The organism is Pseudomonas flexibilis (assembly GCF_000802425.1).
Classification (GTDB): Bacteria; Pseudomonadota; Gammaproteobacteria; order Pseudomonadales; family Pseudomonadaceae; genus Serpens; species Serpens flexibilis.
Genome location: NZ_JRUD01000007.1, coordinates 262,838 through 283,532, shown reverse-complemented (window position 1 = coordinate 283,532; position 20,695 = coordinate 262,838). Strand labels below are relative to the sequence as shown.

At 68.2% G+C, this 20,695-nt stretch carries 20 protein-coding genes and 3 pseudogenes; 7 read left to right on the top strand and 16 right to left on the bottom strand.

Translation table 11 applies throughout. The features are described 5' to 3' along the window. Together SF06_RS18680 and SF06_RS06460 are read left to right on the top strand one after the other, a co-directional pair. Positions 1–184, top strand: a pseudogene (locus SF06_RS18680) (hypothetical protein); the annotation flags it as partial. Between the two features lie 498 nt (positions 185–682). After that, positions 683–1,237, top strand: a complete 555-nt coding sequence (locus tag SF06_RS06460) for a lipocalin family protein (RefSeq protein ID WP_039560359.1) — start codon at positions 683–685, stop codon at positions 1,235–1,237. A gap of 34 nt (positions 1,238–1,271) precedes the next feature. Here the strand turns inward: SF06_RS06460 and SF06_RS06455 are convergent, their stop codons facing one another. The 9 genes from SF06_RS06455 to SF06_RS06415 are packed head-to-tail and all read right to left on the bottom strand — an operon-like array spanning position 1,272 to position 9,553. Then, a complete protein-coding gene (locus SF06_RS06455; RefSeq protein WP_039560358.1) occupies positions 1,272–1,787 on the bottom strand; it encodes a DUF2878 domain-containing protein in 516 nt (171 codons plus the stop codon). Beyond that, a complete protein-coding gene (locus tag SF06_RS06450) occupies positions 1,787–3,055 on the bottom strand; it encodes an SAM-dependent methyltransferase (protein WP_039560357.1) in 1,269 nt (422 codons plus the stop codon). The genes SF06_RS06455 and SF06_RS06450 overlap by 1 nt, the downstream gene beginning before the upstream one ends. After that, entirely contained in the window at positions 3,042–3,830 is a 789-nt protein-coding gene (locus SF06_RS06445; protein WP_039560356.1) for a DUF1365 domain-containing protein, read from the bottom strand. The genes SF06_RS06450 and SF06_RS06445 overlap by 14 nt, the downstream gene beginning before the upstream one ends. Beyond that, entirely contained in the window at positions 3,827–5,074 is a 1,248-nt protein-coding gene (locus tag SF06_RS06440; RefSeq protein WP_039560355.1) for an NAD(P)/FAD-dependent oxidoreductase, read from the bottom strand. Before SF06_RS06440 ends, SF06_RS06445 begins: the two co-directional genes overlap by 4 nt. Then, positions 5,071–5,835 carry an SDR family NAD(P)-dependent oxidoreductase gene (locus tag SF06_RS06435; protein WP_039560354.1) on the bottom strand — a complete coding sequence of 255 codons (765 nt, stop codon included), beginning with the start codon at positions 5,833–5,835 and terminating at the stop codon, positions 5,071–5,073. The genes SF06_RS06440 and SF06_RS06435 overlap by 4 nt, the downstream gene beginning before the upstream one ends. Beyond that, on the bottom strand, positions 5,832–6,257 hold the full coding sequence (locus SF06_RS06430) for a nuclear transport factor 2 family protein (protein ID WP_027590254.1): 426 nt from the start codon (positions 6,255–6,257) through the stop codon (positions 5,832–5,834). The genes SF06_RS06435 and SF06_RS06430 overlap by 4 nt, the downstream gene beginning before the upstream one ends. Beyond that, entirely contained in the window at positions 6,250–7,689 is a 1,440-nt protein-coding gene (phrB, locus tag SF06_RS06425) for a deoxyribodipyrimidine photo-lyase (RefSeq protein ID WP_039560353.1), read from the bottom strand. The genes SF06_RS06430 and phrB overlap by 8 nt, the downstream gene beginning before the upstream one ends. Then, on the bottom strand, positions 7,677–8,594 hold the full coding sequence (locus SF06_RS06420; RefSeq protein ID WP_039560352.1) for a MerR family transcriptional regulator: 918 nt from the start codon (positions 8,592–8,594) through the stop codon (positions 7,677–7,679). Before SF06_RS06420 ends, phrB begins: the two co-directional genes overlap by 13 nt. A gap of 2 nt (positions 8,595–8,596) precedes the next feature. Then, positions 8,597–9,553, bottom strand: a complete 957-nt coding sequence (locus tag SF06_RS06415) for a YbgA family protein (protein WP_039560351.1) — start codon at positions 9,551–9,553, stop codon at positions 8,597–8,599. Between the two features lie 137 nt (positions 9,554–9,690). On the opposite strand from SF06_RS06415, the gene SF06_RS06410 reads away from it, so the two are divergent. The 3 genes from SF06_RS06410 to SF06_RS06400 are packed head-to-tail and all read left to right on the top strand — an operon-like array spanning position 9,691 to position 11,956. Continuing rightward, the gene (locus tag SF06_RS06410) at positions 9,691–10,236 is read left to right on the top strand and encodes a lipocalin family protein (RefSeq protein ID WP_039560350.1); all 546 of its coding nucleotides are present in this window, start codon (positions 9,691–9,693) and stop codon (positions 10,234–10,236) included. Beyond that, positions 10,223–11,137 (top strand): GGDEF domain-containing protein, encoded by a 915-nt coding sequence (locus SF06_RS17705; RefSeq protein WP_139326680.1) that lies wholly within the window; start codon positions 10,223–10,225, stop codon positions 11,135–11,137. Before SF06_RS06410 ends, SF06_RS17705 begins: the two co-directional genes overlap by 14 nt. Before the next feature lie 60 nt (positions 11,138–11,197). Beyond that, complete coding sequence (locus tag SF06_RS06400) at positions 11,198–11,956, top strand: EAL domain-containing protein (protein WP_027590259.1); 759 nt, start codon at positions 11,198–11,200, stop codon at positions 11,954–11,956. Positions 11,957–11,983: 27 nt separating this feature from the next. Here SF06_RS06400 and SF06_RS18970 read toward each other — a convergent pair. The 4 genes and pseudogenes from SF06_RS18970 to SF06_RS06385 all read right to left on the bottom strand — a co-directional run. Further along, positions 11,984–12,427 (bottom strand): annotated as a pseudogene (locus SF06_RS18970) (methyl-accepting chemotaxis protein); the annotation flags it as partial. Positions 12,428–12,529: 102 nt separating this feature from the next. After that, positions 12,530–13,306: pseudogene (locus SF06_RS18965) on the bottom strand (PAS domain-containing protein); the annotation flags it as partial. Positions 13,307–13,666: 360 nt separating this feature from the next. Further along, a complete protein-coding gene (locus tag SF06_RS06390) occupies positions 13,667–13,882 on the bottom strand; it encodes a TIGR02450 family Trp-rich protein (protein WP_027590261.1) in 216 nt (71 codons plus the stop codon). Then, positions 13,879–14,865 carry an NAD(P)/FAD-dependent oxidoreductase gene (locus SF06_RS06385; RefSeq protein WP_039560348.1) on the bottom strand — a complete coding sequence of 329 codons (987 nt, stop codon included), beginning with the start codon at positions 14,863–14,865 and terminating at the stop codon, positions 13,879–13,881. The genes SF06_RS06390 and SF06_RS06385 overlap by 4 nt, the downstream gene beginning before the upstream one ends. Positions 14,866–15,036: 171 nt before the next feature. Here SF06_RS06385 and hemH point away from each other — a divergent pair, with 171 nt between their 5' ends. After that, positions 15,037–16,059: a ferrochelatase gene (hemH, locus tag SF06_RS06380; protein WP_039560347.1), complete on the top strand. Its 1,023-nt coding sequence runs from the start codon at positions 15,037–15,039 to the stop codon at positions 16,057–16,059. A gap of 64 nt (positions 16,060–16,123) precedes the next feature. Here the strand turns inward: hemH and SF06_RS06375 are convergent, their stop codons facing one another. Continuing rightward, positions 16,124–16,570 (bottom strand): PAS sensor domain-containing protein, encoded by a 447-nt coding sequence (locus SF06_RS06375; RefSeq protein ID WP_039560346.1) that lies wholly within the window; start codon positions 16,568–16,570, stop codon positions 16,124–16,126. A 144-nt stretch (positions 16,571–16,714) separates the two neighbouring features. Here SF06_RS06375 and SF06_RS06370 point away from each other — a divergent pair, with 144 nt between their 5' ends. Beyond that, entirely contained in the window at positions 16,715–17,650 is a 936-nt protein-coding gene (locus SF06_RS06370) for a MerR family transcriptional regulator (RefSeq protein ID WP_039560345.1), read from the top strand. Positions 17,651–17,733: 83 nt separating this feature from the next. On the opposite strand, the gene SF06_RS06365 is transcribed toward SF06_RS06370, so the two are convergent. Together SF06_RS06365 and SF06_RS06360 are read right to left on the bottom strand one after the other, a co-directional pair. Continuing rightward, positions 17,734–18,141: a PA2817 family protein gene (locus SF06_RS06365; RefSeq protein WP_027590266.1), complete on the bottom strand. Its 408-nt coding sequence runs from the start codon at positions 18,139–18,141 to the stop codon at positions 17,734–17,736. A gap of 69 nt (positions 18,142–18,210) precedes the next feature. After that, positions 18,211–20,658 carry an acyl-CoA dehydrogenase gene (locus SF06_RS06360; protein ID WP_039560344.1) on the bottom strand — a complete coding sequence of 816 codons (2,448 nt, stop codon included), beginning with the start codon at positions 20,656–20,658 and terminating at the stop codon, positions 18,211–18,213. Positions 20,659–20,695 lie beyond the last annotated feature (37 nt).

Genomic DNA, 20,695 nt, shown 5'->3' with positions numbered 1-20,695 from the left:
GAGGGGGAAAAGAGGGGATATACACGTAAGGGGTTGTGTGCAGCGTCATATGTGTATAAGAGACATGTCCAAGGTGATCGTCGCGATCAACAAGGACGAAGAAGCGCCGATCTTCCAGGTGGCCGACTACGGCCTGGTGGGCGACCTGTTCGAGGTCGTGCCGGAACTGGAAAAGCTGGTCTGATCCAGTCGCTTCGGTAACAGGAAAAACCCGCTCCTCGGAGCGGGTTTTTTGTTTGTGGTATGCGCGAACCGTAGATACGTCTTGCCCCCTACGTTGCAAGCGCGCCAGCGTAGGGCGGACAACGTTGTTTTTTTGTCCGCCACCCTAAGCCCTGGCACTGGTGCGCAGCGGTAGGGCGGACATCGTTGTTTTATCCGCCTCTCCAGGCCCGGCCCGGCCCGGCGCGCAGCGGCGGACAGGTAAAGCGTTGTCCGCCCTACCTTCTGGAGCGGCGTATCGCCCCGGACGCGGCGGCAGGCGCAAGCCGCGTCGGACCGATAGGGCGGTCGGCGCTTTTCCGGCCGCCGATGCGGCTTCCCCGAAGGTCTGTCCGGCCCAGGCACGACGTTTATCCGGCCGCCAGGCGCTGGCACGGCTCGGGCGCAACCTGCCACCGGCACCATGGTCTACCGGTTTCGGCGTCCCCGCCGCATCGCTACTACCAAGGAGAACACCCCCATGACGCGTCATCGTTCGGGAAGTCTGCTGGTTGGAATGCTGTTGGTTGCACTGCTCGGCCTGACCGGCTGCTCCACATCGCCCCCCGACGGCATCACGCCGGTCGCGCCGTTCCAGATCGAGCGCTACCTGGGCAAGTGGTACGAGATCGCCCGGCTGGATCACCGTTTCGAACGCGGACTTTCCAACGTGACCGCCACCTACAGCCTGTGGCCGGACGGCGAAGTGAAGGTCCTCAACCGGGGCTACAACGACAACAAGGGCGAGTACGAAGAGGCGGAAGGTGAAGCCCAGTTCATCGGCTCGGAGAACGTCGGCTCGCTGAAGGTCTCCTTCTTCGGCCCCTTTGCGGGTGGTTATCACCTGGTGGCGCTGGACCAGGTGAACTACAGCTGGGCCCTGGTGGCGGGCGCCGATCGGGATTACCTGTGGATCCTCTCCCGCGACAAGCAGCTCGACCCCAAGATCCAGGAGTACCTGGTGCGCCAGGCGGCGCTGCTGGGCTTCGACGTCTCGGAGCTGATCTGGGTGCGCCAGGACCGCGACGACGCCTGACTCCCGGCCCGCACCGTCACCTCCCGTAGGGTGGTCAACGCCCCGCGTTGGCCACCACCGGCAGTCGTGCCAGCCCATGCAACAAGGGCATCACCACCGCCCACACCCCCGCCAGCACCAGCAGACTCGGCAGCAGGCCCCACGGCAGGCCAACACCGGCCAACTCGGCGCCGGCCAGGTAGGACAGCGGCCCGCCAACCGCACCCAGCAGGCTGGCCCGCCACCAGGGGCGCGCCGTCCAGGCCAGGCAATGGCGCAGCGTGGTGGCGAACAGCGCCCAGAGCAGCGCCAGCCACAGCGGCGCGACCGGGGCGCCAGCGCCGAAGTCGAACAGCCCCAGGTTGAGCAACGCGCTGTCCAGCAGCCAGCCGGCCAGCATGGTCAGTGCAACCAGGCGCCATTCGCCGCGCGTCGGCGCGATCCACAGCAGGTGCACCAGCAGGCAGGCGACGGCGACCAGCAGCAGCCAGGGCCGCTGCGCGCCCAGCACGCAGGCGAACCAGCCGAGCTGGAACAGCCCGGCATTGACCAGCACGTGCGCCAGCGGCATCAGAACCCCCGCGCCAGCAGCGGCTCGGGACGCGCGGCGGGCTTGGCCAGCAGCAGTTGCGCGGCGCCGATGCTGCGCTCCAAGAAGCCGCCCTCGCAGTAGCACAGGTAGAACTCCCAGAGCCGGTAGAACTGCTCGTCGTAGCCCAGCTGTTCCAGGCTGTGGCGGGCGCGGCGCAGGTTGTCGTGCCACAGGTGCAGGGTGCGCGCGTAGTGCAGGCCGAAGTCCTCCATGTGGTGCAGGTTCAGGTCGGTGTCGCGGCCGACGTTCTCCAGCAGCACCTGCAGCGAGGGCAGGGCGCCGCCCGGGAAGATGTAGCGCTGGATGAAGTCCACCGAGCCCTTGGCCTGTTCATAGCGCTGGTCGCGGATGGTGATGCTCTGCAGCAGCATCAGGCCGTCGTCCTTGAGCAGCCGCGCGCACTGGCGGAAGTAGGTCGGCAGGTAGCGGTGGCCGACCGCCTCGATCATCTCGATGGACACCAGCTTGTCGTACTGGCCCTCGAGGTCGCGATAGTCCTGGAGCAGCAGGGTGATGCGATCCTGCAGGCCCTGGGCCTCGATGCGCTGGCGGGTGTACTCGTACTGCTCGCGCGACAGGGTGGTGGTAGTCACCCGGCAGCCATAGTGGCTGGCCGCGTACAGCGCCATGCTGCCCCAGCCGGTGCCGATCTCCAGCAGGTGGTCGTCGGGCTGCAGGTCGAGCTTCTCGCAGATGCGCTGCAGCTTGTAGAGCTGCGCCTGTTCCAGGCTGTCCTCGGCACTGCGGAACATGGCCGCCGAGTACATCATGGTCGAATCGAGCAGTTGCTCGAACAGCGCATTGCCCAGGTCGTAGTGGGCGGCGATGTTCTTGCGTGAGCCCCGGCGGGTGTTGCGGTTCAGCCAGTGCAGGCCGTGCAGCAGCGGGCGGCCGAGACGCGCCAGACCACCCTCCAGACCGTCCAGCACGTCCAGGTTGACGACGAACAGGCGGATCACCGCGGTGAGGTCCGGGCTGCTCCAGTAACCCTGCATGTAGGCTTCGCCAGCGCCGATCGAGCCGTTGCCGGCCACCATCGGCCAGAACGCCTCGTCGTGCACCTGGATTTCCGCCCGCAGGTGGGCATCGGGTTGGCCGAACAGCTGGCGCTCGCCGGCCTCGACCAGGGTCAGCTGGCCGTGGCGCAGGTGCGCGAGCTGGCGCAGCAGTCCGCGTTTCAGCAGGCCGGCCCCCAGGCCGTTGGCCAGCAGGCCGTTGCGCGGGGAAGTCAGGTCAGGGCTTTTCATGGGCGGACTCCTGTCGGGCGGTGCGCTGGTCACCGAGAGCGGATTGGTGATCGAAGATCGGCGTGCGCTTGATCAGCAGGCGCAGCGCCTGCCAGTAAATGCCCAGCAGCGTCTTGCCGGTCATCCAGGGAAAGGCCAGCAGGTGGCGGTGCAGGCTGGCGTGGTCGAGGGGCTCGCGGCGCAGGCCGAGGCCGGCCTCGAAGAGTTTTTCCTCGCCGCGCCAGTCCTCCATGTGGACGAGCAGGCGCTCGTCCGGGCGCGAGAAGCGCATGCGGTACTCGAGGTCGCGAGGCAGGAACGGCGAGACGTGGAAGCTCTTCGGCACGCGGTGGCGCAGCTCGCCCTCGCCGGCCGGGAGGACGTAGTAGTAGCGCTCGCGCCACGGCGTATTGCTCACCTCGCAGAGGATCGCCGCCAGGCGGCCGTCGGCCTCGTGGCAGAAGAAGACGCTCAGCGGGTTGAACGCCAGGCCCCAGCTGCGCGGCTGGGTGAGCAGGCAGACGCGACCCTGCGGGCGGTGGCCGAGCGCCGCCTCGACCCGCTCGCGCACCGCGTCGATCAGCCGTTCGCCGTGGCGGGTGTGTTCGGGCAGGTGATCGGTTTCGCGGAAGGCGAAGGGCGCGAGGCGCGAGCGCCCGGCCAGCGGCGACAGGCCGAGCACCTGCTCTTGCTCGTCGAGGTCCAGGTAGAGCATGCCGATGCGGTAGCGGAAGGCATGCGCGCGCGGGCTGAAGCGCCGGTGGCTGACCCAGCCATGGTAGAGCGCGCTGTTCACAGCGCCTCCCCGAACGCGGCGGCCACGCGCAGGGCGCTGACCACGCCGTCCTCATGGAAGCCGTTGGCCCAGTAGGCGCCGCAGTAGTAGCTGTGCCGCTCGCCGAGCAGTTCCCGCCAGCGCTCCTGGGCGGCCAGTCCGGCGAGGCTGTACTGGGGGTGGGCGTAGGTGAAGCGGGCGAGGATGCGCGCCGGGTCGATGGCGGCGGTCTGGTTGAGGCTGACGCAGAAGGTGGTGTCGCTGTCGATGCCCTGCAGGATGTTCATGTTGTAGGTGACGGCGGCCGGCTTGTCGGCCGGCCCGCCCAGGCGATAGTTCCAGCTCGCCCAGGCCAGGCGCCGCGCCGGCAGCAGGCGGGTGTCGGTGTGCAGCACCACGTCGTTGTCGGCGTAGCGCAGCGCGCCGAGAATCTCGCGCTCGGCCTCGCTGGGGTCGGCAAGCAGCGCCAGGGCCTGGTCGCTGTGGCAGGCGAACACCACCTTGTCGAAGCGCTCGCGCCCGGCGGCGCTGTGCACGGTCACGCCGTCGGCGTCGCGCTCGACGCGTTGCACCGGGCAGTTCAGGCGAATGCCTTCGGCAAAGCCCGCGCTCAGCGGTTCGATGTAGCTGCGCGAACCGCCTTCGATCACCCGCCATTGCGGCCGATCGTTGACCGACAGCAGCCCGTGGTTCTTGCAGAAGCGCACGAAGAACTGCAGCGGGAAGTCCAGCATGGCGGCCAGTGACATGGACCAGATCGCCGAGCCCATGGGCACGATGTAGTGGTCGATGAAGCGCGCGCCGTAGCCATTGCGGCGCAGGTAGTCGCAAAGGGTCATGTCGGCGGGGATGCGCTGCTGTTCGAGGTCCTGCAGTGCCTGTTTGTTGAAGCGCAGGATGTCGCGCAACATGCCCCAGAAGCCCGGCGACACCAGGTTGCGCCGCTGGGCGAACAGGCTGTTGAGGTTGTGGCCGTTGTACTCCAGGTCGCTGCGCGGATCGCGCACCGAGAAGCTCATCTCGGTCGGCCGCGAGGCCACGCCGAGCTGGTCGAGCAGGCGGATGAAGTTCGGGTAGGTCCAGTCGTTGTAGACGATGAACCCGGTGTCGATGGCGTAGCGGCGGCCGTCCACCGTGACATCCACGGTGTGGGTGTGGCCGCCGAGCCGGGTGTCGGCCTCGAACAGGGTGACGCTATGGCGGCGGCTGAGCAGGTGGGCGGCGGTCAGGCCGGCGATGCCGCTGCCGATCAGTGCGATATTCATGGGGTGCGATCTTCCGTGGCGGTGCGGGCCATGCGCTTGCCCAGGGCAAGCTGCAGGCGTTGGGGTAACAGGGCGAGCAGGCGCAGCGTGGCGATGAACGGCGCCGGGAAGGCGATCTCCAGGGGCCGGCGGTCCAGGCGCGCGGCGATGTGGCGGGCGGCCTTGTCCACCGGCCAGCGCAGGGGCATGGGGAAATCGTTCTGGCGGGTCAGCGGGGTGTCGACGAACCCGGGGCTGACCAGGGTGACGTCGATGCCCTCGGCGGCCAGGTCGACGCGCAGCGATTCGCACAGGTAGCGCAGCGCCGCCTTGGAGGCGCCGTAGGCCTCGGCGCGCGGCAACGCCAGCCAGGTCACCGAGCTGCCGACCGCCACCAGGTGCGGGCATTCGCCGCGGCGCAGCAAGGGCAGCGCGGCTTCCAGGCAGTAGGCCACCGACAGCACGTTGGCGCGCATCACCCGTTCGATCAGCGCCGCCTCGAAGCGGCGTACTTCCAGGTATTCGCAGGTGCCGGCATTGAGGATCACCTGGTCCAGCGCGCCCCATTCCTCGGCGATGCGTGCGCCGATGGCCGGCACCTGTTCGGCGTCGCCCAGGTCGCCGGGGACCACCAGTACCTGTCCCGGCCAGCGTGCCGCCAGCTGTTCCAGCGGCTCCGTGCGCCGGGCGCTGAGCGCCAGCCGGTGTCCCCGGACCAGCAGTTGTTCGGCCAGCGCGGCCCCGATGCCGCTGCTGGCGCCGGTCAGCCAGATACGTTTCATGACAGCCTCCGTTTCAGCCAGCCGATCAGCGTGCCGAGCACTGGCAAGTGCTCGTAGAGCAACGCCCCGGCGTCGAAGTAGTCGCGATGCAGGTACACGCGGCCCTGGGACCAGCGCAGGTAGGAACAGCCGTCCACCTCGATCGGCGCGCCGCCGCGCAGGCGCGGGTGGCGGTAGCGCATGGTCCAGCGCAGGTAGCCGGCGCCGGCGGCGCTCTGCTCGAAGCCGTGGAAGTCGAACTGCAGGTCCTGCACATTGGCGTACAGCGCGGCGAAGTAATCGCGCAGCGCGGCCAGCCCCTCCACCCGGTGCAGCGGGTCCTGGAAGCGGATGTCCTCGGTGTACAGCTGGCCCAGGCGGTCGAGGCTGCCGGCGTCGAGGGCGGCGAAGCGTCTGGCGAAGAGGGGCAGGAAGTCACTCATGGTCGGTCTCCCGTGATGGCAGGTCGCGGAACGCGGCCAGCGCCCGGGCGCGGCTGGCGGCGAGGTCCACCAGCGGACGCGGGTAATTCGGTGCGCCAAACAGGCCGCCGAGGGCGGCGGGTTCGTGGATGGCGCGGTTGTCCAGGTGCGCCAGTTCCGGCAGCCAGTGGCGGATGAAGCGCCCGTCCGGATCGAAGCGGCGCGACTGGCTGATCGGGTTGAACAGGCGGAAATAGGGCACCGCGTCGGTGCCGGTGGAGGCGCTCCACTGCCAGCCGCCGTTGTTGGCGGCCAGGTCGCCGTCGATCAGCTGGGCCATGAAGAAGCGCTCGCCGGCGCGCCAGTCGATCAGCAGGTTCTTGCTGAGGAACATGGCCACCAGCATGCGCAGGCGGTTGTGCATCCAGCCGGTGGCGGCGAGCTGGCGCATGGCGGCATCGATCAACGGAAAGCCGGTACGCCCGGCCTGCCAGGCTGCCAGCTCCTCTGGAGCATCGCGCCAGGGCAGCGCCTCGGTTTCCGGGCGGAAGGCGCGGTGCCGGGAGACGCGGGGAAAGCCGACCAGCACGTGCTTGTAGAACTCGCGCCACAGCAGCTCGTTGATCCAGGCCACCGCGCCCGGCTGGCCGCTGGCGAACTCGCCCTGGTTGGCGCGCAGCGCGGCGTGCAGGCATTGCCGGGGCGACAGCACGCCGGCTGCCAGGTAGGGCGACAGCTGGCTGGTGCCGGGCAGGGCGGGCAGGTCGCGGCAGCGGTCGTAGTCGGCCAGGTGTTCATCGACGAAGCGCTGCAGGCGGTCGAGGGCGTGGCCTTCGCCGGCCGGCCACAGCTGGCGCAGTGTTTCGTTCGGCCGTGCGAAGCCGGCCACGCTGTCGGGCAGCGAATCGCCCTCGACCGCCAGCGGCGCCTGCGGCTGGGGACGCGGCAGGCAGTCGGGCAGGGCGTCGTGCAGGCGCGCATGGGCGACCTTGCGGAACTGGCTGAACACCTTGAAGTAGCCGCCGGAGCGGGTCAGCAGGCTGCCGGGCTGGAACAGCAGCTGGTCCAGATGGCGCTGGAAGCCGACGCCCTGGGCGGCCAGCCGGTCGGCCACCGCCTGGTCGCGGGCCGCTTCGTGCAGCCCGTACTCGTCGTTGACCTGCACGCAGCCGATACCGTGCGTCTGGCACAGCTCGGCCAGTACGGCGGGCGCGGCGTCCCAGCGTTCGGCCTGGCGGATCAGCAGCGGCACGTTGAGGGCGTTCAGCTGCAGGCGCAGCTCCGTCAGGTTGCGCAGCCAGAAGTCGATCTTGCAGGGTGCGTCGTCATGGGCACACCACTGGCCGGGGGTGATCAGGTAGACCGCCAGGGTCGGCCCGGCCGCCAGGGCGGCGTGCAGGGCGCGGTTGTCATGCACGCGCAGGTCGCTGCGCAGCCAGATCAACTGGCGCATGGTGCACCTCCACCGAGCAGACCCAGGTGGTGCAGCTGTCCCAGGGCCTCCAGCGGATCGCCCGACACGTGCAGGTTGCCCAGTTCCTGCAGGGCATCCGGATGAATGGCCACCGCCGGACCGCAGAGCAGCCGGGGGCAGGCGATGTCGTTCAGCAGTTGGCGCAGCCGGGGAAGACCGAGCGGCTGGTCGCCGCACAGCAGCACTGCGCGAGGATTCAACTGGTGTACCGCGACCGCCAGCTGCGGCGGCGGCACCGGCCAATCGAGCACCTGCACCGGGCACTCGGCGTCGCTGGCCAGCCAGGCGCACAGCCACAGGTCCGGCTCCATGGGCTGCTCGCCCAGGTTGAGCATCAGCAGCGGCGCGCCGCCGTGCTGGCGGTTGCAGTGATACAGGCGCGCGCCCAGCTTGCTGCGCAGCCAGGACAGGAAGAACACCTGCTCCAGCTGCGCGCCGGGCTGGCGCCAGCGCCGGCGCAGGCCATCGAGCAGCGGCAACAGCAGGTGCCGGCACAGGGTGGTGGCGGGATAGAGCGCCATGGCGCGGTTGAAGCAGTCGTCCAGGGCGCGCTCGGCCAGCTCCTCGATGCAGCTTTGCAACTGGTTGCGCCGTTCCTGCCAGGAGGTGTCTTCCAGAGGCTTGGCCGGACGCTGTGCATCCAGCAGCCCCTTGACCTGGCCCACCGCCACGCCACGCTCCAGCCAGTCGAGCACCTGGCGGATCTGCTCGACCTGCGCGTGGGAGTACAGCCGATGGCCTTTGGGGGTGCGCTGCGGCAGGATCAGCCCGTAGCGGCGTTCCCAGGCGCGCAGGGTGACCGGGTTGACGCCGGTCAGCCGGGCCACGTCGCGGATCGGCAGCAGCTCGGAGGCGCTGCCTGGGAGGTCGAGGGTCTCGTTCATGGTCACAGGGTGTTGCGCAGGCTGAGGTCTTCGGGATGCGGCTGCAGGTAGGCCTGGTCCGCCAGGTAACCGTCCGGGTGGTGACGCAGGTGGTGCTTGAGCAGGGTCAGCGGCACCACGAGCGGGATCTGTCCCTGGCGGTAGCGCTCGATGAGCTCCTGCATCTCCTGGCGGTCATGGGTGCTCAGGCTGCGCTTGAGGTAGCCGCTCAGGTGCTGCAGCACGTTGCTGTGGCTGCCGCGGCTGGCGGGTCGGCGCAGCGCCGTCATCAGGGCGCTGAAGTAGCGCGGGGCGAAGGTCTCCAGCGGCTCGCGGTTTTCCGCCAGCATCCGGCCAAGGTCCCGGTACTGCGCGCGGCTGGTAGCCATCAGCTGGTACTTGTAGCGGGCGTGGAAGTCGTACAGCGCGCGGCGGCTCAGTCCGCCGCGCAGCAGGCGCTGCCAGGCGGCGTAGACGTAGACGCGGCTGATGAAGTTCTCGCGCAACACCGGGTCGTTGAGACGGCCGTCTTCTTCCACCGGCAGGTCCGGGCGGGCGTCCATCAGTGCGGCGGCGAACAATCCGCGTCCGGTGGCTGCGGCGGGCTGGCCGTCGTCGCGGTAGACCTTGACCCGCTCCATGCCGCAGGACGGCGACTTCTGCATGAGGATGAAGCCGCACAATTCATCCGCCTCGGCGGCCACCTGCCGGCCGTAGGCGCCCAGGGCATCGCTGACATCCAGGGCGGCGTTGCGCGAACCCACCGCGCGAGGCTGCTCGGGTTCGCCCACCAGGCGAATCGCCTGGCGCGGGGTGCCCAGGCCGATGGCCACTTCCGGGCACACCGGCACGAACTGGAAATGCCGCGCCAGCACCTCGCTGCACAGGCGCGACTCCTTGTGGCCACCGTTGAAGCGCACTGGCTGGCCGAGCAGGCAGGCGCTGATGCCGATCTTGAGAGTGCCGAGGGACGTGGTCATGGGGAACCTCATACATGTACAGCGTGGTGTGACTTGTACAGATTTGATCTCAGAATAAGGTTTTTGTTGTACATGTCAAACTTTCTGTATAACTTTGTTGTACAGTTTTCGCCGCCCCGCTGTTCCAGGAGAACGCCATGCTTCTTCGCTCCGCGCTTGCTGCCTTGCTGCTGCTTCCGCTACTCGGTCTGGTCGGCTGTTCTTATGCGCCGCCCAAAGGCGTTGCCGTGGTCAGCCCGTTCGAGCTGCCGCGTTATCTGGGCACCTGGTACGAAATCGCCCGCCTGGATCATTCCTTCGAGCGTGGCCTGAGCAACGTCAACGCCCGTTACCGCCAGCGCCCGGATGGCAGCGTCGAAGTCATCAACCGGGGCTATGACGAGAAGCGCCGCCGCTGGCAGGAGGCGGTCGGTACGGCGCGCTTCATCGGTGCGGAGAATGTCGGCTCGCTGAAGGTGTCCTTCTTCGGGCCGTTCTATGGCGGCTATCACCTGGTGGCGCTGGATCAGCAGGATTACCGTTGGGCTCTGGTGATGGGGCCAAACCGCGATTACCTGTGGATCCTGGCCCGCGACAAGCAGCTGCCGGCGGGCGTCCGCGAGCGCCTGCTGGCGCACGCGGCCAAGCTGGGCATCGATGTCTCGCAGTTGATCTGGGTCGGGCACGATCGTGACGACGCCTGACGGGCTGGTGGCGCCGACGCCCACACGGGAGCGCTTCGTCGACTCCGTGCCGCTGGGCATGTGTGTGCTCGATGAGCGGGGTTGCATCCTGCAGGTCAGTCCCGGGCTGCTGGGTTCGCTGGGTTTCCGCCCCGAGCAGTTGATCGGTCAGGCCTTCGGCCCGCTGCTGCCTCATGGCATGCGTCTGGCTCTTGTGCGTGGCCATCGGCAGCTGATCGAGCAGGGCGGGGTGCTGCAGGGAGAATGCGTGCTGCTGGACGGACAGGGCCACGCCCGGGCGATGCTGCTCGAAGCCTGCCGCCTCGACGCGGACGCTGGCGATCGGCGGGTGCTGGTTGTGCTGGTCGACATCGGCGCGCGCAAGGCGCGCGAGCGCGAACTGCAGGAGCGCAACCGGGTGCTGGCGCGCATGGCCGCGGCCGACAGCCTGACCGGCCTGTACAACCGCCGGCGCACCCTGGAGGTGTTGCAGCGGCTGTTGCGTGCCGCGAACCGCTACCAGCGGCCGCTGGTGGTGGCGATGATCGACCTGGACGACTTCAAGGGGGTCAACGACCGGCACGGCCACGTGGTCGGCGATGAGGTGCTGGTTGCCTTCGCCCGCCTGCTCAAGACCCTGTCCCGCGACAGCGACTGCGCCGGGCGCATCGGCGGTGAGGAGTTCCTGCTGGTCCTGCCGGAAAGCGACTGCGACGGCGCCAGCCGTCTGCTTGACCGCTTGCGCGAGGCGTGCCAGTCACTGCGTTTTTCCGCGCCGGGGCTGCGCATCAATTTCAGCGCGGGCCTGTATAGCCGCCGGCCCGGCGATGCCATTACCACGCTGCTGCGCCACGCCGACCAGGCGCTTTACGCGGCCAAGCGCCAGGGTCGCGCCCGACAATGCGTCTGGCCGACGGACTGAGCGGCGGCCCGTTTCTCCGTTTTCTCTTTTCTCCCTACCACCCCTTCGGACTCTCATCGCATGAGCGAACAGCCATCCCTCCCTCCCTGCGCCTCCTGCCGGGACGGTCAGGCCCTGGATTTCGATTTCAGCATGGCCTTCCAGCCCATCATCGACCTGCGTGACCGCAGCCTGTATGCCTACGAGGCGCTGGTGCGCGGCACCGACGGCAGCGGGGCGGCCAGCGTGCTCGCCCGGGTCAACGACCAGAACCGCTACGCCTTCGACCAGGCCTGCCGGGTCAAGGCCGTCGAGCTGGCCGCCCGGCTGGGTATGCCCTGCCGGCTGAGCATCAATTTCCTGCCCAACGCGGTCTACCGGGCGGCCACCTGCATCCGCGCCACCCTGGCGGCGGCGCGGCGCTTCGGCTTTCCCACCGAGCGGATCATCTTCGAGATCACCGAAAGCGAGCAGCTGGTGGACAAGGCCCACCTGAAGGAGATCATCGACGAGTACCAGCGGCAGAAATTCATGACCGCCATCGACGACTTCGGCGCCGGCTATTCCGGGCTCAACCTGCTGGCCGAGTTCCAGCCCGACATCATCAAGTTGGACATGGCGCTGGTGCGGGGCATCGATACCGACCCGGTGCGCCAGGCCATCGTGCAGGGGATTCTCGGCGTGTGCCGGGTACTGGGGATCGAGGTGATCGCCGAGGGCATCGAAACCCCTGGCGAGCTGCGCCAGTTGCAGGCGCTGGGTATTCATCTGTTCCAGGGCTACCTGTTTGCCCGGCCGGCCTTCGAGGCGCTGCCGCAGGTGAACTGGCCGGCGCCCTGACGCCGGCCGCAGCGGATCGGCGCCGGGTCACTGGCGCTGATCGAGGGTCTGGGCGAACTGTCCCACCGCGTCGACGACTTTCTGGGCGCCGTGCTGGATATCGAGGATCACCGTGCCAGCCTGGTTGGCCAGGCCCACGCCCTGTTCGGCTTTCTGGGTGCCGGCCTGCATGCTGCTCACCGCCTGCCGGGCCAGCTCGCGGTTCTTGTTCACCACTTCGCCGATGGCCACCGTCGCTTCGCTGGTGCGCCGCGCCAGGTTGCGCACCTCGTCGGCGACCACGGCGAAGCCGCGACCCTGGGCCCCGGCGCGGGCCGCCTCGATGGCCGCGTTGAGGGCCAGCAGGTTGGTCTGTTCGGCGATGCCGCGAATGGCATCGACAATGCTGCCGATCTCCTCGGACTGCTGACTCAGCGCGGCGATGCTGCGCGCCACCTGCTGCAGTTCATCGGCGATGCTTTGCACCACGCCGACGGTCTGCTGCACCACCGCAGCGCCCTCGCGGGCGTGCTGGTCGGTCTGTCGGGAGGTTTCGAAGGCAAGCCGCGCCGCCTGGGATTCCGCCTGTCGCTGTTCCACCCGGCGGGTCAGATCACTGGCGAACTTGATCACCCCGTACAGTTGGCCATGTTCGTCGTACAGCGGGTTGTAGGTGGCCTGCAGCCACACGGTGGCGCCCCGGCTGTCGCGCCGGCGGAACAGTCCGGACTGGAACTCGCCGCGCTGCAGTCGGCTCCAGAAGGTGCGGTAGGCCTCGCTCTGCACCTCCTCGGCTTCGCAGAAAAGGCGATGGTGCTGGCCGCGCAGGGCGTCCAGGCGATAGCCCATCAGCTGCAGGAAGTTCTCGTTGGCGTTCACCACCTGGCCTTGCAGGTCGAATTCGATGATGGCCATGGAGCGGCTGGCGGCTTGCAGCACGTTACTGGCCGACTGCGCCTCGCGGGTGCGTGCCGTGACATCGCTGGCCAGCTGCAGGATGCGCTGCACCCGGCCGTCCGCATCGCGCAGCGCCACATGGCAGACGTCCAGCCAGCGGGGCTGGCCGTCGCGGGTCTGATAGGGCAGCAAGGCTTGGCTGTTCCGGCCCTGGCGGACCTCCTGCCACAGTCGGGTGAAGGCCTGCCCCTGTGCATAGACGGGGTGCAGCAGGCTGCGTAGCGGGCGGTCGCGCAGGGTGCCCGGCGCGTAGCCGAGCGTTTCCAGATAACGCGGGTTGGCATCCAGGATCTCGCCGTTTGGACTCAGGGTGACGATTGCCAGAGCCTCGTGGACGGCGGCGCGTTCCGCGGCCAGCTCGGCCTGTTGTGTCTGGCTTGCATGCAGGGCCTGTTGCAGAGTGCGGTTACGCATGAACATCGCATGACTCCTGGGGAGGGCGGGGAAGGTGCGGATGAACGCCGAACCGCACGCGCGGGGCGGAGAGAAACGCTCCACCTGTGAATGCGGCAAAAGTTATACAAAAAGCTGTACATGTACAAGTGAGAAATGGCTATAGGCCATATGGTCAGCAAATATTGGCCTTGGGTTGGGGAAACTTGTACACGAAGGGCAAGCGGCCGGCGCGCAGATGAGCGCCGAGGAGGAGGGGAATCAGGAGCGTTGGCCTAGGTCCCGGTTGCTGTTTCCCTTGCTCGGTCAAAAGCTGTACGAGACGGCGTTGTGTATCACTATCGCGGTTAGTGGTGTGCGCGGCGACGCAATACCGGCCGATCATCGCCAGCCGATGGTCCACCGCCGACTGTCGCGAAGCTCGCGCCAGTCGAGGCGCTGCGTGCGCCCGCTGTATACCGCCTGCAAGTCGATCTGCAGCGGTGTGCCGTCCTCGTCACAGATCAGCTCGGTGACCAGAAAATGCTTTTCGCGGTTCTCCGGCTGGCAGGCGGTCCACTTGGACAGCCTGAGCTTGCGGGGATTGAAACGGTTCATGAGCGCTCCAGCAGCTGCAGCGCCGCGTCCCGGCCGCTCAGCCAGGCGTCTTCGACGCGTCCCGACCGGCACCAGTCGCCGCACGCATACAGACCGGCCTCCGGGTCCGCCAGCACGCCCGGGCTCAGCGGCTGGGCAGGCCGGGCATAGATCCAGCGGTGGGCGAGGCTGAAGTCGGAGGGCGGCAGCGGACAGTCGATGGTGGCGGCGAACGCATCGTAGAGGCGGGCGATGACCTGGGTGGCGGGCAGCTCACGGTGCCGTTCGCTCCAGGCGCTGTCGGCATGCAGCACCCAGCTGTCCATGCCGCTGTCGCGGCCGGGTTTGCTGGACGTGCGGGCGAGCCAGTCCAGCGGCGCGCCGCGCACGAAACAGGCTTCAACGGCGCTGGGCAAGGGCTGGCGGAAACCCAGCGCAACGGTCCAGGTGGGGTGCATCGATACGCTGGCGGCGCGCGCCGCCAGGCTCGGTGCCGCGCCGAGCAGGGCGCTGGCCTGGGGCGCCGGTACGGCGACGATCACCTGGCCGAAGGGTCCGTGGCGGTTACCGTCCGTGTCGAGCAGATGCCAGTGGCCGGCGCTTGCCGCGACCTCGGTTACTCGACAGTTGAAGCGTACCGGCAGATCACCCAGCAGAGCTCGGGTCAGGGCGCTCATGCGCGGGGTGCCGACCCAGCGCTGCGTGTCGTTGTCGACACGCAGCAGGTGCCCGTCCTGGTGGCGGTATAGCGCAGGTGTCCAGGGGGCGACCCAGCCGGCGGCCTGCCACTGGGCGACGGCCGCCTGAAAGTGCGCGTCGCGGGCAGTGAAATACGGCGCGCCGATATCCAGATCGCCGATGCTACTGCGCTTGCTGGCCAGCCGGCCGCCGCTGCCACGGCTCTTGTCGAACAGCTGTACGGCACGTCCTGTCTCGGCCAGGGTGCGCGCGGCGGCAAGACCGGCGATGCCGCTGCCGATGATGGCAATCGGATTGTTCTGCATGGGCAACCTCCTGGGTAATGCCAACAGGCTAGCCCGAGCTTAAAAGCTGTACAAGTGTTCGATTGTGTACAAGAATCTCCGGCCGTTGCGGCGGGTGTGTGCGCACGGCGAACGCCGGCCTGTGCTCCCTGCGCTGCCGCGCCTCTTTTCTCTCGGCTACAGGAACATTGCATGACCGATCACGCTCTCGTGCTGGTGAACCTCGGTTCACCGGCCTCCACCGATGTGGCCGATGTGCGCCGCTACCTCAACCAGTTTCTGATGGACCCTCATGTGATCGATCTGCCATGGCCGCTGCGGCGTCTGCTGGTGTCGTTGATCCTGCTGCGTCGGCCGGCGCAGTCCGCCGAGGCCTATGCGTCGATCTGGTGGCCGGAGGGTTCGCCGCTGGTGGAAATCAGTCGCCGTTTGCAGCAGGCGATGCATGCGCACTGGCAGGGGCCGGTGGAACTGGCCATGCGTTATGGCGAGCCGTCCATCGAGCGAGTGCTGCGTCGCCTGGCTGACCAGGGCTGTGAGCGGGTAACCCTGGCGCCGCTCTATCCGCAGTTCGCCGACAGCACCGTGACGACGGTCATCGAGGAGGCGCGGCGGGTGATCCGTCGCCACGGCCTGCGGCTGCGGCTGTCGATCCTGCCGCCGTTCTACGATCAGCCGCTGTACCTGCAGGCGCTGACCACCAGCGCCAGGCCCTATCTGGACGAGGGCTTCGACCACCTGCTGTTGAGCTTTCATGGGTTGCCCGAGCGCCATCTGCACAAGCGCGACCCCTCGGGCAGTCATTGCCTGAAAAGCGCCGATTGCTGCCAGCGGGCAGAGGGCGCGGTGCTTGCCACGTGCTATCGCGCGCAATGCCTGAAAACCGCCGAGGGCTTCGCTCGGCTGGCCGGGCTGGCCCCCGAGCAGTGGTCGGTGGCCTTTCAGTCGCGGCTGGGGCGGGCCAAGTGGATCGAGCCCTATACCGAGGCACGCCTGGACGAGCTGGCAGCGCGTGGGGTGAAGAAGCTGCTGGTGATGTGCCCGGCGTTCGTCGCCGATTGCATCGAGACGCTGGAGGAAATTGGCGACCGCGGCCGCGAACAGTTTCTCGCCGCCGGTGGCGAGGAACTGCGCCTGGTGCCCTGCCTGAACGACCACGAGACCTGGGTGGCGGCGCTGGCCGAGCTGTGTCGCCAGGCGCCCATGGAACTCTGAGGCTGGCCTACGGCCGGGTGGGCGGGGGCTTGATGATCTTCATCACCCGGCGGGGCGGGGTGTTTCAGGCGTGGCGCTCAGCCAGTTGGCGCTTCAGCTCGGCGACTTCGGCTTCCAGCTGGCGGACCCGCTCGGAGGCCTCGACCTCGACGCTGACGTCCTTCTGGATGCCGATGAAGTAGGTGAGCTGGTCGGCCTCGTTGAACACCGGGGTGATCGACAGTTCATTCCAGAACGGCGTGCCATCCTTGCGGTAGTTGCGGATGATCTGCCGGCACGGCTGGTTGGCGCGGATCGCCTCGCGGATCGCCTGCAGGCCTGGCTGGTCGCGGTCGCCGGACTGCAGGAAACGGCAGTCCTGATAGAGGATGTCGTCCACCGCGTAGCCGGTCAGGCGCTCGAAGGCCGGGTTGGCATAGATGAGGATGTTGTCATCGCCTTCCTGTTCGGCAACCACGATGCCGTCGTTGGAGGCTTCGATGACCAGTTGGAGCAGTTTGGCGTTGATCATGGGGGCGGGTTCCGCAGGTTTTCGCGGCATTCTAGAGCAACCAACCGAGGAAGGAACCCTCTGCTTTTTCCGGGTTGTTAGCAACGGTTACCCCGTCGATGCCTTTGATAGAATGCCGCGCATCCGACCAGCCCTGGTTCCGTCATGAACGAACTCTCCAACGCCATCACGCCCGACGCCGAAGCGCAGCTGCTGCCCATCCGCGAGGTGGTGCGCCTGACCGGCGTCAATCCGGTCACCCTGCGCGCCTGGGAGCGCCGCTATGGGCTGATCCAGCCGTTGCGCACCGAGGGTGGTCATCGCCTGTATTCGCCGGCCGATGTCGAGGCAATCCGCAGCATCCTCACCTGGACCGAGCGCGGCGTGGCGGTCAGCAAGGTCGCGCAACTGCTGGAACGCGGCGCGAACAGCCGGGCCCAGGCGGCGGCAGTGGTCGAGCCCCGGGCCGGGGAGTGGGGCGAGTGGCAGGCGCGCCTGCGCGAGGCCCTGGCCGATTTCGACGAGTCGCGCCTGGAACAGCTGTACGGCCAGGTGTTTTCCACCTACCCGCTGTCGGTGGTGTTCGAGGACATCCTGCTGCCGCTGTGGCGCGAGCTGGCGCGCGGCGAGGCGTTCGGCCAGACCAGTCGCTGGCTCTTCCTCGACGCCTTCCTGCGCGCCCGGGTACTGCAACGTCTGCAACTGGCGCACCGGCCGGGCGAGCAGGCACTGCTGATGGCCGCGCTGCCCGGCCAGTGCCGCGAGCTGGAGCTGCTGGTCGCCGGCCTGCTGCTCAATGGCGATGCCGGCACCGTGCGCCTGTTGCCGCTCGGGCAGCCACTGGATGAGCTGAGCCTGGTATGCCAGGCCGTGCACCCGCGCGCGCTGGTGCTGTATGCCACGCTACCCCCGGACGAGGCCTTGCGCCGCCAGTTGAGCAAACTGGTGCTGGCGCTGGATTGCCCGCTGGCGCTGTGTGGTGAAGGGTCCGAACTAGGGCGTGACAGCCTGGCCGGCACGCCCATCGCCTGCCTGGGCACGCCGGGTCCGCTGATGCAGCGCCGCCTGGCGCAGTTCCTGGCCGGGCATCTGGATACCTGAGACGGGTTGGGTTGCGGAGCCTGTCACCCTCTCCCCCGTCCCCTCTCCCGTCAAGGGAGAGGGGAGACAGGTGGCGCCGCCGCTCAGTGCTTGGGGCTGTTCTCGGGCAGCGCCAGCAACTGCTTTTCCATGTTCCAGTCGAACGGCTCGCCGGCTTCCTCGGCGGCGTAGCGGCGCTCGTCCAGCTCCTGGTACAGGGCGATTTCCTCGTCAGGCATGTAGTGCAGGCAATCTCCGCCGAAGAACCACAGCAGGTCGCGCGGCACCAGGTGCGCCACCTGCGGGTAGCGGTGGAATACCTGGCAGATCAGGTCCTGGCCGAGGGGGCGATCTTCAGGCACGTGCGGCAGGGATTCGAGCAGATCGTCGAAGCGCTCGAGAAACAGCGCATGGCTGTCGTCGGGAATCTGCTCGGCCTCGCCGAGGGCGATCAGGATGCTGCGCAGGTGGGCGAGCAGGGCCAGGTTGTGGTCGAGGTAGGAAGTGGCCATGGGAAACCTGTCTGTCAAAAGGGCGCGGGAGTATACCCCCACCGCGCCATGCCTTGAAAAACACGCCGTTCAGCGCACCTTGCCGTCGCTGGGTTGCAGGGCTTCCGGAGCGAAAGCGTCCACGTCGATCACGCGCCGGCGCGCCGTTTCCGCCTCGCGCAGCGCCTGGGCCTGGGCCTCGTTGAGCACGCCGTCGGCCACTGCGGTCTCAAGCACGTCGCCACCCCGCGCGGGGTGCAACTGGCCTTCGCGCACGGCGCGCTGCAGCACCTTGCCGATCGCCTCGCTGGATTGCACATGACGCCACGCATACTCCAGTGCGCCCAGCGCCTGGGATTCATCCTCCGGCAGGTAGACGCCGTCCAGCAGCCGCGCCAGCGCCGGGTCGGCCAGCGGCGCATCGAGCATCGCCGCCAGCTGGGCTTCCAGGGCATCCGACGGTCCCTTGTGGCGCAGGCCGAGGGGGAACACCAGCACCCTTAGCAGCATGGCCAGCGGTCGGTTGGGGAAGTTGTCCAGCAGTTCCGCCAGGGCGGTTTCGGCGCAGCGTAGCGATTCCTCCAGCGCCCAGCGCAGCAGGGGTTCCTGTTCCCTGGGATGGCCGAGATCGTGGAAGCGCTTGAGTGCCGCCGAGCCCAGGTACAGGTAGCTGAGAACGTCGCCCAGGCGCGCCGACAGGCGCTCGCGGCGCTTGAGGCTGCCGCCGAGCAGCAGCATGGAGGTGTCGGCCATCAGCGCGAAGGCGGCGGCCAGGCGGTTGAGGTGGCGGAAATAGCGGCGACTGACGCCGTGTCCCGGCGCGGCGCTGAACAGGCCGCCGGTGAGGCCGAGCAGGAAGGCGCTGGCGGCGTTGCTGACCGCGAAGCCCGTGTGCTCCAGCAGCACCCGGTCGAAGGCTTCCAGGGTGGCGTCGCTGTCCTCGGCAGCGGCCAGTTCCATTTCCTTCAATACGTAGGGGTGGCTGCGGATGGCGCCCTGGCCGAAGATCATCAGATTGCGCGAGAGGATGTTGGCGCCTTCCACGGTGATGAAGATCGGCGCGCCCTGCCAGGCGCGGGCCAGGTAGTTGTTGGGGCCCATGATGATGCCCTTGCCGCCGTGGATATCCATGGCGTGGGCGATGCATTCGCGGCCGCGTTCGGTGAGGTGGTACTTGAGCACGGCGGAGAGCACCGAGGGCTTCTCGCCCAGGTCCACGGCGCGGGCGGTGAGTACCCGCGCCGCATCCATCAGCCAGGCGTTGCCGGCCAGGCGTCCCAGCGGGGCCTGGATGCCCTCGAAGGCGGAAAGCGGCACGTTGAACTGTTCGCGGATGCGCGCGTAACGGCCGCTGGCGTAGGCGCAGGTCTTCGCCGCGCTGGTGCCTACCGCCGGCAGCGAGATGGAGCGACCCACCGACAGGCAGTTCATCAGCATCATCCAGCCTTTGCCGAGCATGGCCGGCCCGCCGATGATCGCGTCCAGCGGCACGAACACATCCTTGCCGGCATTCGGGCCGTTCATGAAGGCCGCGCCCAGCGGCAGGTGGCGCTTGCCGATGTTGATGCCGGCCAGGTTGGTGGGGATCAGCGCCAGGGTGATGCCCAGCTCGTCCTGTTCGCCCAGCAGATGGTCCGGGTCATAGGCCTTGAAGGCCAGGCCGAGCAGGGTGGCCACCGGGCCGAGGGTGATATAGCGCTTCTCCCAATTCAGGCGCAGGCCGAGCACTTCTTCGCCCTCCCATTGCCCGCGGCAGATGACGCCGCTGTCCGGCATGGCGCCGGCGTCGGAGCCGGCCAGCGGGCCGGTGAGGGCGAAGCAGGGGATTTCCTCGCCACGCGCCAGGCGCGGCAGGTAGCGCTGGCGCTGTTCGTCGGTGCCGTAATGCAGCAGCAGTTCGGCCGGGCCAAGGGAGTTGGGCACCATCACCGTGGAGGCCAGGTCGGCGCTGCGGGTGGCCAGCTTCATGACGATCTGCGAATGGGCGAGGGCGGAGAAGCCCTTGCCGCCGTATTCGCGCGGGATGATCAGGCCGAAGAACCCCTGTTCCTTGATGAAGGCCCAGGCTTGCGGCGGCAGGTCCATGCGCTGGCCGATGTCCCAGTCGCTGACCATGGCGCACAGCTGCTCGGTGGGGCCGTCGACGAAGGCCTGCTCTTCTGCGGTCAAGAGCGGCGCGGGTACGGCCAGCAGCTGGTTCCAGTCCGGGCGGCCGCTGAACAGCTGGCCGTCCCACCACACGGTGCCGGCCTCGATGGCGTCGCGCTCGGTGTCCGACATGGGCGGCAGCACGCCGCGGAACCACTGCAGCGCGGGTGCGCTGATGCGCCGCCGGCGCAGGTCGGGCATCAGCACCGGCAGGGCCACCGCCAGCCAGAGCAGGGCGAGGATCAGCATCAGCCCGCCGGGGGCCACCTCGGTGAGCGTCATGGCGACCAGGTATACGGCCACGATGATCAGGCTGGTCAGCGCCGGCAGGCGCAGGTGGGCGAGCAGCAGAATGCCGAACAGCAGCACGAGTAGCCAGACGGCGAGCATGGGTGTCCTCCGGGTCGGTAAGCGTCCGGTTCAGCAT